Origin of the sequence: Phyllobacterium pellucidum (assembly GCF_013327855.1) — a bacterium.
Classification (GTDB): domain Bacteria; phylum Pseudomonadota; class Alphaproteobacteria; order Rhizobiales; family Rhizobiaceae; genus Phyllobacterium; species Phyllobacterium pellucidum.
On sequence record NZ_JABUMX010000007.1, the window covers coordinates 171,295 to 187,442 of the forward strand.

The window sequence follows — 16,148 nt, forward strand, 5'->3', positions numbered from 1 at the left end:
TTGTCTCGGGAGGACATGATGGCTGAACAGAAGATATCCAACGACCTGATCGCGTCTGAGAACGACCGGCTGCTTGCCGCCCACGAGAGCGACTACGAGGCGCTTGGCGCTCATGTGGCGCGGCGCAGCATCGACATCGGCGCAGTCACGAAAGAGGTAGCGCGATTTTTCGTTGCGGTGCCCTCATGGGGTGTCGGAACCGGCGGAACCCGCTTTGCGCGCTTTCCCGGCAACGGTGAGCCGAGGGGCATTTTCGACAAGCTCGATGATTGCGCCGTCGTTCAGCAACTGACGCGCGCGACGCCGACGGTGTCGCTGCATATTCCCTGGGACAAAGCTGATCCTGCGGAACTCAAGGCGCATGCTGACGCGCTCGGTCTCGGCTTCGACGCAATGAACTCGAACACGTTTTCGGATGCACCGGGACAGACAAATTCCTACAAGTACGGCTCGCTCAGCCATGTCGACGCCGCCACCCGCGCGCAAGCCGTCGAGCACAACATCGAGTGCATCGAGATCGGCAAGGCCATCGGTTCCAAGGCGCTCACCGTCTGGATCGGCGACGGATCGAATTTCCCGGGCCAGACAAATTTCGCGCAGTCCTTCGAGCGCTATCTCGCCGCCATGCAGGACGTCTACAAGGCGTTGCCCGATGACTGGCGCATCTTCTCCGAGCACAAAATGTACGAGCCCGCCTTCTATTCCACGGTCGTGCAGGATTGGGGCACTAACTACCTGATCGCACAGACGCTCGGACCAAAGGCGTTCTGCCTCGTCGATCTCGGCCATCATGCGCCCAACACCAATATCGAGATGATCGTTTCTCGTCTCATCCAGTTCAAGAAGCTCGGCGGCTTCCATTTCAACGATTCCAAATATGGCGATGACGATCTGGATGCCGGGTCCATCGATCCATACCGCCTCTTTCTCGTCTTCAACGAGTTGGTCGATGCCGATCATCGCGGCGTGACGGATTTCCATCCTGCGCACATGATCGACCAGTCGCACAATGTGACCGATCCGATCGAAAGCCTGATATCGAGCGCCAACGAGATCCGCCGTGCCTATGCCCAGGCCTTGCTCGTCGATCGGGAAGCTCTTGCCGGCTATCAGGACGACAACGATGCGCTCATGGCGTCCGATACGCTGAAGCGCGCCTATCGCACCGATGTGGAGCCAATTCTCGCGGAAGCGCGCCTGCTGGCGGGTGGGGCCATCGATCCGATCGCCGCCTATCGCCATAGCGGCTATCGGCAATTCGTAAGTGACAAGCGTCCCGCAAGCACCGCGGGAAGCGGCGGCATCGTCTAGTCATTTTTCGACTCTCGAGGATTAACAAGCAGCGCCCAGGCGCTGCTTTTTCCTTTTTTGAATTGACAGCCTTCTACACATTTGGTCTTATTCTACTATAAAGCATTATAATCCATTATAGTGGAATACGAAGGGAACTGTCATGAAGTCATTGAAGCTTGCGCTCCTTCTAGGTTCGGCACTTGTTGCTCTAAGCCCATCCGCTTTCGCCCAGTCCAAGGGCGGCGTTATCAATGTTGCCACCATCGGCGAACCACCAACGCTCGATGCGATGGCCTCGACGGCCGATCTCGTCGGCATCGTCTCCCAGCACATTTTTGAAACGCTTTATACATTCGACAAGGCCTGGAACGTCACGCCGCTTCTTGCCGCGAGCCTTCCGGAAGTTTCGGCTGACGGCAAGGTCTATACGATCAAGCTGCGCACGGGCGTGAAATTCCACGATGGCACGGATATGGATTCGGCCGACGTCGTCGCATCGCTGCAGCGCTGGACGCAGATTGCATCGCGCGGCAAGCAGACCGCCTCTATGATCACCTCGATCGAAGCTCTTGATCCCGCGACGGTCAAGATCACGCTGAATACGCCTTACGCGCCGCTGGTCTCGCTGCTCGCGTTCAACAATGCAGCTGCGATTATCCTTCCAAGCGAAAAGCAGCAGAACCCGATGACCGAACCGGTCGGCACCGGACCCTATATGCTGAAAGAGCGCAAGCCCGACCAGTACATCCAGCTGACCCGCTTTGACGGCTACAAGTCGCCCGAAGGCGACGAGAACGGCTATGGCGGCTCGCGTCATCAGTATCTCGATGAAATCCGCTTCGTTCCCGTACCGGACGCGAACACGCGCGTGCAGGGCGCTCTCTCCGGCCAGTTCGACTATGTCGACAGCCTGCCGGTCGAATCCTACGAACAGCTGAAAGGCCAGAAAACGACCGAGGCGGTCCTCCTCAAACCTTTTGGCTGGCCGGTCTTCGTGATGAACACCAGTCAGGGCATCACCAAGAATCAGGATCTGCGCCTCGCTGTCCGTGATGCGCTCAGCGAAGAAGACATGTTGGCTGCCGCCTTCGGCAGCACGGACTTCTATGCGCTCAATCCGTCCATGTATCCTGATGGCTACAACTGGAAGACTGAAGCCGGAACCGAAGGCGCCTATAATGTCGCCGATCCGGAGAAGGCTGCCGAGGAGTTGAAAAAGGCTGGCTACAATGGCGAGCCGCTGCGCATTCTCACCAGCCGGCAGTATGAATTTCATTACAAGATGGCGCAGGTTGCGGCGGAATATCTGAAGGCTGCCGGATTCACCGTCGATCTTCAGGTCGTCGATTGGGCGACGCTGACGCAGCGCCGTGCCGATCCCAAGCTCTGGGATATCTATATCAGCCACAGCCCGTTCCTGCCCGAACCTGCGCTGATCGGCGCCATGTCGACGAGCGCACCGGGCAATTGGGACACGCCGGCGCGCAAGGCCGCCGTCGATGCGTTCAACTCCGAGGTCGATCCGCAAAAGCGCATCGCCCTATGGGCCGAGGTGCAGAAGGTGATCTATGCCGAAGTACCGATCATCAAGATCGGCGATTTCAATGCGCTTTCGGCGAAGTCACCGAAGCTCGAAGGTTTCACGCCTGCACCGTGGCCATATTTCTGGAACGTATCGCTCAAGCAGTAGTGCTTTGCCGGGTGCGGTAGGCGACGTGCCAACTGCGCCCGGCTGCCCAGTCCTCGTCAATTTGGGATCGATTGGCCACATGCTCCGTTACATTATTCAACGCTTTATCGGCATGATTGTCGTGATGTTCCTGGTGGTGACGATTGTCTTCGTCATCGTCCGCGTCACGCCGGGTGATCCCGCCGCCGTCATGCTCGGGCCTGAAGCGACCGCCGCCGATATCGCCGAGCTGCGCCAGCGCCTCGGGCTCGACCAGTCGATACCGGTGCAATATGTGTTTTTCATCGGCAACCTTCTCAAAGGCGATCTCGGCCAGTCGATCTTTCTCAACCAACCGGTATTGCGGGCGCTCGCGCAACGGGCCGAGCCTACATTTTTCCTCACCATCTTTTCCCTGCTGATCGCCAGCGTGATTGCCATTCCGATCGGCGTCTACGCCGCCTATCGGCGGGGCTCGCTGTTCGACCAGGCGGCAACGGCCCTTGCTATGCTCGCCGCCAGTATTCCGAGTTTCTGGCTCGGCCTCATTCTTATGCAGGTTTTTGCCGTGCGCTTCGGACTGTTCCCGGTCTCCGGTTATGGCGGCCCGGGAACCTCGCTTGGCGAACGCCTGTCTTATCTGGTCCTCCCGGCCTTCGCGCTCGGCATCGTATCTTCCGCGCTGATCATGCGCTTCACCCGCGCCTCGATGCTTGACGTGCTCGGCGACGATTACATTCGAACCGCTCGAGCCAAGGGCGTCGGCGAGGCGAGCGTCGTCCTGAAACACGCTTTCAAGAATGCACTCATTCCGATCCTTACCGTTCTCGGCCTCACCGCCGCGGTACTGATTTCCGGCGCGGTCGTGACCGAAACGGTGTTCGGACTTCCCGGCGTCGGCAGCCTTGTCGTTTCGGCAGTGCTGCGCCGCGATTACCCGGTGATCCAGGGCGCATTGCTGATTATCGCGGCGCTCTACGTTCTCATCAATTTCGCCATCGACATGCTCTATCTCGTCGTTGATCCAAGGGTGCGCTACTGATGACCGAAATCGTGTCCACCGCGCCCGTCAGCGAGCGCTCCAAATTCTTCCGCGTCCTGATCCGCCGCAAGACTGTGCTGTTCGGCATGATCGTGCTGGCCATCTTCGTGCTGCTTGCCGTTTTTGCACCGCTGATCACGCCGTTCTCGCCAAGCAAGCTTTCGATCGTCAACCGGTTGAAGCCGCCGGACATGAAGTTCCTCTTCGGAACCGACGAGTTCGGCCGCGACGTCTTCTCGCGCACGATCTACTCGGCGCGCCTTTCACTTCTCGTCGGTTTCGCAGTGGTCGTCCTTGCCTCGCTCATCGGCGTCACGCTCGGCCTGCTCGCCGGCTTCTTCCAGAAGCTCGACGCGCCGATCACGCGTCTCATCGATGCGATGATGGCGTTCCCGGATATTCTCCTTGCCATCGCGCTCGTTGCTGCGCTTGGGCCATCGCTCACGACCGTGATCGTGGCGCTCAGTATCGTCTATGCGCCGCGCCTTGCCCGTATCGTGCGGGCCTCGACACTTGTCATTCGTGAACTCCCCTATGTGGAAGCGGCGACATCGCTCGGGATTTCCACACGCCACATCATGACCCGGCACGTATTGCGCAATCTTCTTTCTCCCATTCTCGTGCAGGGCACATTCCTCTTCGCCAGCGCCATGCTGGCCGAAGCCGGACTTTCATTCCTCGGCCTTGGTGTCAGCCCGGAAGTACCCACCTGGGGGACGATGATTGCATCAGGTCGCCAATATATCGGCAAGGCCGACTGGATGACCCTCTTCCCCGGTATCGCGATCGTGCTCGCCGTTCTGTCGCTGCAGATGGTCGGCGACGGCTTCCGCGATCTTCTTGACCCCCGCCTCAGAAAGGATCTCTGATCATGTCTGCCTCCCCCGCAACCGATGGTCGCCTGCTTGTGACCAACGTAAGGCCGGTTGCCTTCGGACCCGGTATGCCGTCGTCCCGCATTGACATTCTTGTCGATGCCGATGGCAAGATCGCTGCATTCGGCCCCTCGCTGAATGTTCAGGACGACATTCGCCGTATCGACGGCAACGGCGCCTGGATTTCCCCAGGCTGGGTGGATCTGCATACACATATCTGGCATGGCGGCACCGACATTTCTGTGCGCCCACAACTATGCGGCGCCGAGCGCGGCGTTACGACGATCGTCGATGCGGGATCGGCCGGAGAGGCCAATTTTCACGGCTTTCGCGAATATATCATCGATCCGGCGCGCGAGCGCATCAAGGCCTTCCTGAACCTCGGCTCCATCGGCCTCGTTGCCTGCAACCGCGTCAGCGAGCTTAGCGATATCCGTTCGATCGACATCGACCGTACCGTCGCCTGCGTCAACGAAAACCGCGACCATATTGTCGGCCTCAAGGTCCGCGCCAGCCACGTAATCACCGGCTCATGGGGCGTTACGCCCGTCAAGGTCGGCAAGAAGATCGCCAAGATCCTCAAGATACCGATGATGGTGCATGTGGGCGAACCGCCCGCCCTCTATGATGAAGTACTCGAGATTCTTGGACCCGGCGATATCATCACCCATTGCTTCAACGGAAAGGTCGGCAGCAGCATCATCGAGGATGAAGACCTGTTCGAACTCGCGGCGCGTTGCGCCGGGGAGGGCATCCGCCTCGACATCGGCCATGGCGGCGCATCCTTCTCGTTCCGCGTCGCGGAAGTGGCGATCCAGCGCGGTCTTCTGCCCTTCTCGATCTCGACGGACATACACCTGCGCAGCCTCAACTTTGCCGTCTGGGATCTGGCGACGACCATGTCCAAGCTTTTGAACGTCGGCATGCCCTTCGACAAGGTCGTCGAGGCCGTGACCCTTTCGCCTGCCTCGGCCATTGGACTGCCTACCGAAAACCTGCTTTCCGTCGGCACCCGCGCCGATTTCACCATCTTCGAGCTCGACGACTCCGATCTCACTGTCATCGACTCCATGGGCTACGAAGCGAGGCTCGAAAAGCTCTTCGAACCGCGCTGGGCAGTGCTCGGCAACGAATTGGTCAAGGCAGGTCGTTACCAACCCGCCAAACCTGAAACTTCGGGTGCGATAGCGCCCTATTCTTACCGCTGAGGAACACGTCTTGAGCACCATACCCAGCCCGGCAGTCAGCGCCGGCAAATCACCCTACGATCGTTTGAAGGCGCTCGGGTTGACCCTGCCGCCGGCGCCAAGCCCGATCGCCAATTTCGTCACCCATATCCAAGAGGGCAACATGCTCTATCTGTCGGGGCAGGGGCCGCGCGAGAATGATGGCTATCTTCACACCGGCAAGGTCGGCGGCAATGTTTCGGTCGAGGAGGCATACGAGCATGCCCGCCTAACCGGCATCAATCTCCTTGCGGTCATGCATTCGGCGCTGGGTGATCTTGGCCGGGTGAAGCGGGTCGTCAAGCTGCTGGGGATGGTCAATGCCGTTCCCGACTTCGCCGATCACCCCTCGGTCATCAACGGCTGCTCGGACCTTTTCATCAATGTCTTCGGTGAAGCCGGCAACCATGCGCGCTCGGCAGTGGGCTTCGGCTCGCTCCCGGGCAATATAACCGTCGAGATCGAGGCGATCGTCGCACTCAAAAACTGAACGCCAGGAACCTACGTATGACTGCGCCAGCCCATTACCGTTTCGATCCGCTCCGCCGAGGCCTTCACCTCGTTGGTATAGCGTTCGGGGTTGTCGCTGACCTTCTGTTCCGGCAGAACGATGGAAATCGTGGCGATGCATGCGCCCTTGTCGTCGCAGATCGGCGCGGCAACGCAGGCAACGGCATAATCGGACTCTCCGGCCTGAATGGAAAGCCGCGCATCAAGCGCCTGCCTGGCGGACGCCGAAAGTACGGCGGGGTCAATGACGGCGCGGCCCGTCGGCGAGGACTTGGCGCAATGCTCGAAAAGGTCGAGGCGCTCGGCTTCCGGCAGATGCCCTACGAGCAGGCGTCCCGACGCCGTCCAGTTGAGTGGAACGCGCGTGCCGACGCGGGACGTCACCTGAAAATGACCCGGCCCGTCGGCCATGGCAAGAACCAGCATATGGTCGCCATCGCGTCCGCACACCTGCACCGTCTCGCCGGATATGCGGCTGAGATTGTGCATTTCGTGGTTGGCGACGTTGAGAAAATCCAGCGAGCGAGCATAGGCAAGACCGTAGTGATAAAGCCGCGCGCCAAGCCATACCGAACTGTCGCTGTTGCGCGACAGCATGTTCTTTTCGACAAGGTCATCGACGATCACATAGACCGTGGAGAGCGGTGCTCCAATTGCTTTGGCGATCGCGTAGACACCCGCCGGGCTGCCGGTCTCGTAAAGATAATCGATGACTTGCAAGGCACGGTCGATGCCGCTCACACGCGAGCGGCGCGCCTTCGCGCTGTCTTCCTTCGCGATGCCGCCGGTGCTCTCCATGTCTGAAATCTTTGCGTCCACGCCACACTCCGCACCGTTCGAGTCATTCAACGAATTATTACATTATAAAGGCATAGCTGCCAAGCCGATGGAATACTTGCCGGCCGGCACCTCAAGGGGAAGACCATGACAGACCAACAAACACCGTCCGATATACGCGAATCCCTCGGGCTTCGCCGCGTCATCAACGTATCCGGCACGATGACCTCGCTTGGCGCTTCGATCGTCGTACCGCAAGCAATCGCGGCCATGAGTTCCATACTGCCGCAATTCGTCGAAATCAACGACCTGCACCGCATGGCAAGTCCCGTCATTGCCCGTCTGACAGGCGGCGAGGCCGGTTTCGTTACGGCGTCCTGTTCCGCCGGCATTACCCTGGCGGTTGCCGCGACAATGACCGGACCTGATCTGGCCGCGATCGAGCGCCTGCCTGATGCAACCGGACTCAAGAATGAGGTCCTTATTCAGACCGGCCATGTGGTAAGTTACGGGGCTCCAGTCGATCAGGCTATCAAGCTTGCCGGCGCCAAGGCCGTACTGGTCGGCCAGGCTACGTCCTGCTACCCCTATCATCTGGAAGGGGCAATCAATGAGCGTACGGCTGCGGCCGTCTTTGTTGTCTCGCACCATACCGTTCAGTACGGCCTCGTTGCGCTGAAGAAATTCGCTGAAATATGCCACGCCCGCGGGGTGCCGGTGATTGTTGATGCGGCATCGGAATATGACCTCAAGGTTTTCCTCGCCGAAGGCGCCGACATAGCGATCTATTCCTCGCACAAGTTTCTCGGCGGCCCCACGGGAGGCATTGTTGCCGGGCGCAAGGACCTCGTGCGCAGTGCGTTCCTGCAGAACATGGGCGTTGGACGGGGCATGAAGCTCGGCAAGGAAAGCATCCTCGGCACGATCGCAGCGCTCGAAGCCTGGGAGAAGCGCGACCACGCCGGCATTCGCGAGAAGGAAACCGGCTACCTCCACCTCTGGAAGCAGACCCTGACCGGAAAGCCGGGCGTTACCGCGGAGATCGAAGCTGATCCGACCCATAACCCTCTGGATCGGCTGCGGGTTACCATCGATCCGCGCGAGGCGCATATCACCGCCTGGGACTTCGCCGACGCATTGGCGAAAGGCGAGCGGCCGATCATCGTCCGCGATCACGAGGCCGAGCATGGGTACTTCTACATGGACCCGTGCAACCTCCATCCGGGCGAAGAAACGATCGTCGCCGGCCGCCTCGAAGAGGAACTTCGCAAAGCGAGAGCGTCCAACGAGATCATCGCAACTCCGTTCGAAGAGCGCTACGCCCGTCGTATCTCCGGCCTGATGCGCTGGCCGGACTGATTTGAGAGGACAGCTTATGGAAAAGCCCGCCGCCCCCGTTCTTTCCGTCTCGAACCTTACCACGTCCTTCCTTGGTGATGGCCAGTGGCGACCGGTCGTGCGCAATGTCTCCTTCGACGTAGCACCGGGGGAGACGGTGGCGATTGTCGGCGAATCCGGCTCCGGCAAGAGCGTGACGTCGCTCTCGATCATGCGGCTTCTGCAAAAAGACAAAAGCCGCATCGAAGGCAAGATCATGCTGGATGGCAAGGACATTCTCGCCTTGCCGGAGAGGCAGATGCGGTCTGTGCGCGGCAATGACGTTGCCATGATCTTCCAGGAGCCGATGACCAGCCTCAACCCGCTTTTCACGGTAGGAGGCCAGATCAGCGAGGCCTTGCTGTGTCATCGCAATATCTCGCGGGCAGAGGCAAAGGCCGAGACGATCCGGCTTTTGGAAAAGGTTCGCATACCTGCGGCTGCTTCGCGCTTCGACGAATATCCGCATCGCTTTTCGGGCGGCATGAGACAGCGCGTGATGATCGCGATGGCACTCGCCAGCAAACCGAAGCTGCTGATTGCCGATGAGCCGACGACGGCACTCGACGTGACGATCCAGGGACAGATCCTTGATCTCATCAAACTTCTGCAGGAGGAGGAGGGCACTTCCGTCCTCTTCATCACCCACGACATGGGTGTCGTAGCGGAAATCGCTGACCGCACGGTGGTCATGTATAATGGCGAGGCCGTCGAAACCGGCAACACCGACGAAATCTTCGCGAACCCGCAGCATCCCTATACGCGCTCACTGCTTTCCGCCGTGCCGGTTCTGGGCTCGATGAAAGGGCACGAGCGGCCGCTGCGCTTCCCGGTGGTCGATCGCGCGACTGGCACATCGGATACGCCAGTCGAGACCGCCGATACGGTGCAGGCCGACAAGCCCCCGCTGCTTGAGGTCCGCAACCTGACGACGCGCTTCAATATTCACTCTGGCATGTTCGGCCAGTTGGAGGGGCGGGTCCATGCGGTTGAAAACCTCTCCTTTACCCTTCAGCCTGGAGAAACGCTCTCGCTTGTCGGCGAGTCTGGCTGCGGCAAATCAACGACCGGCCGCTCGATCATGCGCCTCGTTCAGCCGCAGAGCGGCGAGGTACTGCTCAACGGTCAGAACGTCCTCGGCATGGATCCGAAGCAGATGCGAGACATGCGCCGCACCATGCAGATGATCTTCCAGGATCCCTTCGCCAGCCTTAATCCACGCATGACCGTCGGCGCCGCCATTGCCGAACCCTATCTCGAGCACAGGCTTGGAACCCGCACACAGGCCCGCGACCGCGTCGCCGATCTCCTCGAACGTGTCGGGCTCAAAACGGATATGGCCGGACGCTATCCGCATGAGTTCTCCGGCGGTCAACGCCAGCGCGTATGCATTGCCCGTGCGTTGGCGCTCGATCCGAAGCTTATCGTTGCGGATGAATCCGTTTCGGCCCTCGACGTTTCCATCAAGGCCCAGGTCATCAACCTGCTCCTCGACCTGCAGGCCAGCCTCAACCTGGCCTATCTCTTCATTTCGCATGACATTGCGGTTGTCGAGCGCGTCAGCCATCGCATTGCTGTGATGTATCTCGGGGAAATCGTGGAGATCGGTCCGCGGGCAGCGATTTTCGAGAATCCGCAGCATCCCTATACGAAGAAGCTGATTTCGGCCGTTCCGGTGCCTGATCCATCGCGTCGCGGCGTCAGGCGCCCGGTTTCCAACGACGAAATCAAAAGCCCGGTGCGCGCCCCGGAATTCGTCGTTCCGTCGCGCCAATATGCGGAAGTCTCAAGCGGACATCTAGTGCAGATGTAGGAGAGGCCGCGGCAAGTTCGCCGCGGCTACCCAACCTCTATGCTTATTGTGCTTTCTTCTGCGACCCGACGAGTTCGTCCCACTTGCGGAACGCCAAGACCATCTGGTCCGGCTTCAGCGGCAGTTCGATCGGGTTGTTGGCAATGAGGTCGGCATATTCAGGCCTGCCGAACTCCTTGATGACATCCTGGCTGTGCTGCGGCGCCATGCTGATCGGCACGTTCTTTACGGCCGGGCCCGGATAGAGATAGCCTTCATCATAGGCATAGGCCTGCGCCTTGGGGGTGAGCAGGAAGGCCATCAAATCAAGTACGACAGCGACCTTGTCGTTCGCGATGCCGTTCGGCATGCACATGAAAAACGCATCCGACACCCAATGGAAGCCCTTGAGCGTACCGATCTTCGCCGTCTCGGGCACAATGCCGAGGGCACGGGGATTGATGTCCCATCCGGTCGTGCTGATGATGATGTCGCGCGAACCCTCGCCGAATTCCTTCATGGTCGCGCCGGTACCCGCCGGATAATAATCGATATACTGGCCGATCTCGGTAAGATAGGCCCAGGTCTTTTCCCAGCCATTGACCGGATCGTGCGGATCCTTGTCGCCGAGGAGATAGGGCAGGCCCATCATGAAGGTCCGGCCCGGTCCGGAATTGGTCGGACGCGCATACATGAAGCGGCCGGCGTTGGCCTTGGCATAGGCGAGGAGTTCCTCGGCGGTCGTCGGCACCTGCTTGACGCGCTCGGGATCGTATTCGATCAGTGGCCCCGACGGGTAGTAATTGACGACCACACCGAAACCCTGGCCTTGAGCCTTGTGCAGGGCGAGCGCCGCCGGCTCGTAGTTTTCTTCGAGGCCGGGGAGCTTGTCGGCAAAATCCGGCAGGATTTTCATCCAGGTTTCGTTGGCGAGACCTGCCGCCAACCCATCGCTGCCAGTCAGCACGATGTCGATGTCAACGCTCTTTGCCGCCTGCTGCGCCTTCAGCTTGCCGGCAAGTTCCGTTACCGGCGCCTTGGTAAAGACGATGCGGGAGGCCCGTTCAGGATAGGTCTTGGCATATTCCTCGAAGGCCGGCTGCATCAGGGCGAGTGCGCCGCCGACATCCATGACGGTGATCAGGACAGGAGCGGCGGGCAGTGCAGGCGCCGCCGCCCATGCGCCTGTGATGCCGCCTACTGCGGATACGGCGATACCGCCGAGTACCGTACGGCGGTTGATGCGAGTAAAATTATTTGTCATGTCAAATTCCCCTGTGTTTTATCGCGTTCACTTGAAAGTCCGTTCTTCGCTGCCGATCCGGACGCGGCGTATGTTCATCGCGTCCGTCCATTCGATTTCCGCGGCAGGCAAGGTGATTCCCCGCGCGCTGAGAACAGGCGCCAGCGCATCGACAAGCCGGCGCGATGCCATTTCCACGGCCTGCTCGAAGGTGGTGATGTTCCAGTGAACAAGGTTGCGCACCGCATCGTCGAGGCGAAGCGCCGATCCGGCAAGCCCGGCGAGCCCGGCCAGTCCGACGCTGCCGTCGGCGGAGCGGCGGATGCGCATGCCGGCAAAGTCATAGTCGCCGGGTTCGGCAGCGGCAGCTGCCGTCGCGTCGGTCACCAACGCCGACCGCTCGAAACCCTTGGCACGTATGAGCGCCTTCAGCGCCGGCGGCGGAACGTGAATGCCATCGGCGATGAATGTTGCGAGCAGCCGATCTTCGGCCAGCTGCGCGAAGAGCGGATTGGCAAGCTTTGGCAGTACCTGCGGCAGGCCGTTGCCGAGATGGGTGGAAAGGCGCGCGCCGGCAGCGACGGCCGCATCGACACCTTCAAAATCGAGCGCGGAATGGCCAATCGACACAAGCCTGTCCTGGCCAATCATGGCTTCGATAAAACTGATCCCATTGCCGACTTCCGGAGCGACGGTGACGAGCAAAATTGGCCGTTTCAGCCTTTTCTCAAGGTCGAGGACGAGCGCCGGATCGGCTGCGGTCATGGCGCTCGCCGGATGGCACCCCGAAAATCCGTCAGCGGGGTTGAGAAAGGGCCCTTCCAGATGGTAGCCCGGACACATCAGCGGACCGAGCCGGCTTTCTGCAACGCTCCGGTCCAGGGCGGCGAAGCGGGCGTCGAGTTCCGCCGGGGTGGCTGTAATGATCGTCGGAAGGCAGGTCGTCACGCCGCTCGCCAGCATCGCTTCGAGCGCTCGGTCCAAGGCTTCTGCGGTCAGGCCAGCGTCGTTGAAATCGACACCGGCAAAGCCATTGACCTGGATATCGACGAGGCCGGCCGTGATCATGCGAGCAGCGACGCCGAGGTGGGATCGAGCAAGAGCACGACATTGGGATGTTCCTGCACGATCGAGGCGGGATGGCGCGGATCCACCTCTCCTTCGATCGCATCCTTTACCGCCTGCGCCTTGCGCGCATCGGGCACCGAGAGGACTATGAACTTGCTCTTCATGATCTGCCGGATGCTCATTGAAACCGCCTGCTCGGGAACCGCAGCGAGATCGGGAAACCAGCCTTCGCCGAACTGCTGCTTGCGGCAGGCTTCATCAAGGGTCACGACGATATAGGGCTCTTCGGTTTCGAAATCGGCCGGAGGATCGTTGAACGCGAGATGACAGTTTTCGCCGATCCCGGCAAAGCATACATCTATCTCGTGCCCGCTGATAAGCTTGCTGATCCGCTCGGCTTCCGCGTGCGCATCACTCTCCGCGTCGATCGGATAAAACGTCACCTTGCCTGCTAGCGGTTCGACAAAGCGTTCGTTCAGATATTTGCGGAAACTTGCCGGATGGCCGATGTCCATGCCGACATATTCATCAAGGTGAAAAGCCGTCACTTTCGACCAGTCTATGTCCTTGGCCGCAACGAGATTGCGCAGGACCTCGAACTGGCTCGCGCCCGTAGCAACGATAATCGACGCCTTGCTTTTCTCCGCGATCGCCCGTCGAATGGCTTCAGCGCCAAGATCGGCAGCAGCAGCGCCCAGCGCCTCCTTGTCGTTCAAAATGCGTATATCCACCATCAATTTTCCGTTCATCTGCTTGTGCTTTATCGGGCTGCGGGCAATGTAACCACAGCTGCCCCTGGCATCGCAAGCATTTTCGAATAATATTATTCAAAAATAAGGATCAGGTTTTTCCAGCATGATTTTGACGATTGACGAGACCCGCTATGAGGATGCCCACCAACGCGATTGCGCGCGGGTTGCGGCCTTGCTTTCAGATGGAGAATCGCATTCGCGTCCGAATGTGAGCGAAGCGTTGCAAATGACGTCGACGACGACATCGCGTGTCGTCGCGGATCTGCTGGAGCGCGGCCTCGTCATCGGGGAAGCAGGCGAAAAGAGCGGACGCGGCCGGCCTGCGATCCAGATCGCCCTGAACCATTCACGGCTGGGCGCGACGGTCGTTCTCATGAGCAGCCGTTCGCTGCTCGGCGTATTGGTCGATCTGAGTGGCCGCGTGATCGGACGCTGCACTGCCGACGTGCCCGAAAGCGCCGACAATGACACCATGGCTGCGCGGATGCGCGGTCTTATAAACTCTCTACTGACGGATTTGCCGGCGGGCATGAGCCACGTGGGAACGTCGGTGTCGGTCTCCGGTGTCGTGAACGTGCGTGACCGCAAATGGCTGATCACATCACGCTGGCCCCATGTCCGCGATCTTGACCTTGCTGCCGCTCTAGCGCCGGTTACGCCTGTCGTCTTCGTCTGCCGTCATCTCGATGCCGAATTGACGGCGCGGACCATGCAGGACGGTGCGCAGGGCCGGGACAGCACGCTCCTCTTGCACTGGGGCTGGGGTGTAGGACTTGCGTACAGCGTCGAAGGCGAGCCTTTCATGTCGGCGAGCAATCCCTTTGGCGAAATCGGCCACTGGCGCTTCAATATGCTCGATCAGCGCCAATGCGGCTGCGGCAACCATGGCTGCCTTGAAACGGCTGCGGCGCTCTGGGCCCTCTTGCCGCAACTGCGAGCAAGCTGGCCGGAGCTTTCGGAGGACGAGGAACGGGTTGCCGGGCAATTGACCAGCCTTGATATCGCTGAAAGACCGGAGATTGCGACGGCAATCCACCTCATGGCTCGATCGCTTGGCAATGTTTGCCGCCTGCTGTTCCCGAAGAGAGTTATTGTCACCGGTCCCTTTGTCGGCAATACCGCACTCTGGAAAGCGTTTTCAGATGCATTCCAGGCGGAAGGAATCATGAGCGGCCTGGCGCTTCCCGTTCTGGTTGCCGACCGGTCCAGCGAGGAATACGCTATCCTCGGTGCGGTTCGGCCCTTGCTCAATCTGGGGCTTGAGACATTCATCCGATCGTGAGATGAGAACCGCTATAACGGATGTACGCATGAAGCGGGAATAATCATGACCAAGCCATTTATCGACCATTTGTCACACGAACTCGCCCAGTTGAAGGAGACCGGCCTTTACAAGAGCGAGCGCGTCATCGTCTCCAAGCAGGCAGGCGAAATCGAGATTTCTACGGGCGCAAAAGTCTTGAACTTCTGCGCCAATAACTATCTCGGCCTTGCCGACAACGAGGAACTCGCCTCTGCCGCAATATCGGCACTCGACCGCTACGGCTACGGCATGGCGTCAGTGCGCTTCATCTGCGGCACACAGGAAGAGCACAAGCAGCTTGAAGCGCGCATCTCCTCTTTCCTCGGCCTTGAGGATACGATCCTCTATTCGAGCTGCTTCGATGCCAATGGCGGACTGTTCGAAACCCTGCTTGGCGAAGAAGACGCGATCATTTCCGATGCGCTCAATCATGCATCGATCATCGATGGGGTGCGTCTCTCCAAGGCCAAGCGCTTCCGTTACGCCAATAACGACATGGCCGCGCTCGAAGAAGAATTGAAGAAGACCGAAGGTAGCCGTTTCAAGCTCATCGCCACCGACGGCGTGTTTTCGATGGACGGCATCATTGCCAACCTGCAGGGTGTTTGCGATCTTGCAGAAAAACATGGCGCTATGGTCATGGTCGATGACAGCCATGCGGTCGGCTTCGTCGGCAAAAATGGCCGCGGTTCGGCCGAGCATTGCGGTGTGGAGGGACGTGTCGACATCATTACCGGCACGCTCGGCAAGGCGCTCGGCGGCGCGTCTGGCGGCTATACGTCCGCCAAGACGGAAGTAGTCGACTGGCTGCGCCAACGCTCGCGTCCGTACCTTTTCTCCAACACGCTGGCGCCGGTCATCGCTGCTGCCTCGCTCAAGGTTTTCGACCTCATCGACAATGGCGCGGACCTTCGCGCCCGCCTGATAGCCAACGCGCAACATTTCCGCCGCGACATGTCGAAGCTCGGCTTCACCCTCGCCGGTGCCGATCACCCGATCATTCCCGTGATGCTGGGCGAAGCGACGCTCGCGCAGGAAATGGCGGCGCGGATGCTGGAGAAGGGCGTTTATGTCATCGGCTTCGCCTTCCCGGTGGTACCGCGCGGCCAGGCCCGCATCAGGACGCAGATGTCTGCCGCTCACACCACGCAAGACGTCGCCCGGGCGATCGAGGTTTTCGCCGAAGTCGGGCGTGATCTCGGCATCATCAAATAGGAAAAC

The 16,148-nt window shown here is 59.9% G+C and carries 14 protein-coding genes; 10 read left to right on the forward strand and 4 right to left on the reverse strand.

From position 1 onward, the window contains the following. Positions 1-18: 18 nt before the first annotated feature. The 6 genes from rhaI to HQ945_RS21215 all read left to right on the forward strand — a co-directional run bounded on the left by rhaI (position 19) and on the right by HQ945_RS21215 (position 6,595). Entirely contained in the window at positions 19-1,311 is a 1,293-nt protein-coding gene (gene rhaI, locus HQ945_RS21190; protein WP_174208480.1) for an L-rhamnose catabolism isomerase, read from the forward strand. A 142-nt stretch (positions 1,312-1,453) separates the two neighbouring features. Continuing rightward, positions 1,454-2,983: an ABC transporter substrate-binding protein gene (locus tag HQ945_RS21195; protein WP_113282277.1), complete on the forward strand. Its 1,530-nt coding sequence runs from the start codon at positions 1,454-1,456 to the stop codon at positions 2,981-2,983. A 79-nt stretch (positions 2,984-3,062) separates the two neighbouring features. After that, positions 3,063-4,004: an ABC transporter permease gene (locus HQ945_RS21200; RefSeq protein WP_162737302.1), complete on the forward strand. Its 942-nt coding sequence runs from the start codon at positions 3,063-3,065 to the stop codon at positions 4,002-4,004. Continuing rightward, positions 4,004-4,873 carry an ABC transporter permease gene (locus HQ945_RS21205; protein ID WP_027233141.1) on the forward strand — a complete coding sequence of 290 codons (870 nt, stop codon included), beginning with the start codon at positions 4,004-4,006 and terminating at the stop codon, positions 4,871-4,873. Before HQ945_RS21200 ends, HQ945_RS21205 begins: the two co-directional genes overlap by 1 nt. Before the next feature lie 2 nt (positions 4,874-4,875). Continuing rightward, positions 4,876-6,087 (forward strand): amidohydrolase/deacetylase family metallohydrolase, encoded by a 1,212-nt coding sequence (locus HQ945_RS21210; protein WP_027233140.1) that lies wholly within the window; start codon positions 4,876-4,878, stop codon positions 6,085-6,087. A 10-nt stretch (positions 6,088-6,097) separates the two neighbouring features. Then, positions 6,098-6,595 carry a RidA family protein gene (locus tag HQ945_RS21215; RefSeq protein WP_051615331.1) on the forward strand — a complete coding sequence of 166 codons (498 nt, stop codon included), beginning with the start codon at positions 6,098-6,100 and terminating at the stop codon, positions 6,593-6,595. Between the two features lie 11 nt (positions 6,596-6,606). Here the strand turns inward: HQ945_RS21215 and HQ945_RS21220 are convergent, their stop codons facing one another. After that, positions 6,607-7,434, reverse strand: a complete 828-nt coding sequence (locus tag HQ945_RS21220; protein WP_425500684.1) for an IclR family transcriptional regulator — start codon at positions 7,432-7,434, stop codon at positions 6,607-6,609. Positions 7,435-7,539: 105 nt separating this feature from the next. On the opposite strand from HQ945_RS21220, the gene HQ945_RS21225 reads away from it, so the two are divergent. Together HQ945_RS21225 and HQ945_RS21230 are read left to right on the forward strand one after the other, a co-directional pair. Then, a complete protein-coding gene (locus tag HQ945_RS21225; protein WP_113282276.1) occupies positions 7,540-8,751 on the forward strand; it encodes an aminotransferase class V-fold PLP-dependent enzyme in 1,212 nt (403 codons plus the stop codon). A gap of 16 nt (positions 8,752-8,767) precedes the next feature. Next, positions 8,768-10,582 carry an ABC transporter ATP-binding protein gene (locus HQ945_RS21230; protein WP_174208481.1) on the forward strand — a complete coding sequence of 605 codons (1,815 nt, stop codon included), beginning with the start codon at positions 8,768-8,770 and terminating at the stop codon, positions 10,580-10,582. Positions 10,583-10,625: 43 nt separating this feature from the next. On the opposite strand, the gene HQ945_RS21235 is transcribed toward HQ945_RS21230, so the two are convergent. Genes HQ945_RS21235 through HQ945_RS21245 form a run of 3 tightly spaced genes read right to left on the reverse strand, consistent with a single transcriptional unit; the run spans position 10,626 to position 13,621 of the window. Continuing rightward, a complete protein-coding gene (locus HQ945_RS21235; protein ID WP_113282274.1) occupies positions 10,626-11,825 on the reverse strand; it encodes an extracellular solute-binding protein in 1,200 nt (399 codons plus the stop codon). Positions 11,826-11,852: 27 nt separating this feature from the next. Beyond that, positions 11,853-12,872 carry an amidohydrolase family protein gene (locus tag HQ945_RS21240; protein ID WP_113282273.1) on the reverse strand — a complete coding sequence of 340 codons (1,020 nt, stop codon included), beginning with the start codon at positions 12,870-12,872 and terminating at the stop codon, positions 11,853-11,855. Further along, positions 12,869-13,621 carry a glucosamine-6-phosphate deaminase gene (locus HQ945_RS21245; protein ID WP_246272755.1) on the reverse strand — a complete coding sequence of 251 codons (753 nt, stop codon included), beginning with the start codon at positions 13,619-13,621 and terminating at the stop codon, positions 12,869-12,871. Before HQ945_RS21245 ends, HQ945_RS21240 begins: the two co-directional genes overlap by 4 nt. Before the next feature lie 106 nt (positions 13,622-13,727). Here HQ945_RS21245 and HQ945_RS21250 point away from each other — a divergent pair, with 106 nt between their 5' ends. Together HQ945_RS21250 and HQ945_RS21255 are read left to right on the forward strand one after the other, a co-directional pair. After that, on the forward strand, positions 13,728-14,906 hold the full coding sequence (locus HQ945_RS21250; RefSeq protein ID WP_113282272.1) for an ROK family protein: 1,179 nt from the start codon (positions 13,728-13,730) through the stop codon (positions 14,904-14,906). Positions 14,907-14,951: 45 nt separating this feature from the next. Next, on the forward strand, positions 14,952-16,142 hold the full coding sequence (locus HQ945_RS21255; RefSeq protein WP_113282271.1) for a glycine C-acetyltransferase: 1,191 nt from the start codon (positions 14,952-14,954) through the stop codon (positions 16,140-16,142). Positions 16,143-16,148 lie beyond the last annotated feature (6 nt).

Bases quoted from the DNA above. Each gene is read 5' to 3' on its own strand.
- HQ945_RS21195 (WP_113282277.1), top strand. From the start codon at position 1,454: ATGAAGTCATTGAAGCTTGCGCTCCTTCTAGGTTCGGCACTTGTTGCT.
- HQ945_RS21240 (WP_113282273.1), bottom strand. From the start codon at position 12,872: ATGATCACGGCCGGCCTCGTCGATATCCAGGTCAATGGCTTTGCCGGT.
- HQ945_RS21230 (WP_174208481.1), top strand. From the start codon at position 8,768: ATGGAAAAGCCCGCCGCCCCCGTTCTTTCCGTCTCGAACCTTACCACG.
- HQ945_RS21225 (WP_113282276.1), top strand. From the start codon at position 7,540: ATGACAGACCAACAAACACCGTCCGATATACGCGAATCCCTCGGGCTT.
- HQ945_RS21210 (WP_027233140.1), top strand. From the start codon at position 4,876: ATGTCTGCCTCCCCCGCAACCGATGGTCGCCTGCTTGTGACCAACGTA.
- HQ945_RS21200 (WP_162737302.1), top strand. From the start codon at position 3,063: ATGCTCCGTTACATTATTCAACGCTTTATCGGCATGATTGTCGTGATG.
- HQ945_RS21250 (WP_113282272.1), top strand. From the start codon at position 13,728: ATGATTTTGACGATTGACGAGACCCGCTATGAGGATGCCCACCAACGC.
- HQ945_RS21245 (WP_246272755.1), bottom strand. From the start codon at position 13,621: ATGAACGGAAAATTGATGGTGGATATACGCATTTTGAACGACAAGGAG.
- HQ945_RS21255 (WP_113282271.1), top strand. From the start codon at position 14,952: ATGACCAAGCCATTTATCGACCATTTGTCACACGAACTCGCCCAGTTG.
- HQ945_RS21205 (WP_027233141.1), top strand. From the start codon at position 4,004: ATGACCGAAATCGTGTCCACCGCGCCCGTCAGCGAGCGCTCCAAATTC.
- HQ945_RS21235 (WP_113282274.1), bottom strand. From the start codon at position 11,825: ATGACAAATAATTTTACTCGCATCAACCGCCGTACGGTACTCGGCGGT.
- rhaI (WP_174208480.1), top strand. From the start codon at position 19: ATGGCTGAACAGAAGATATCCAACGACCTGATCGCGTCTGAGAACGAC.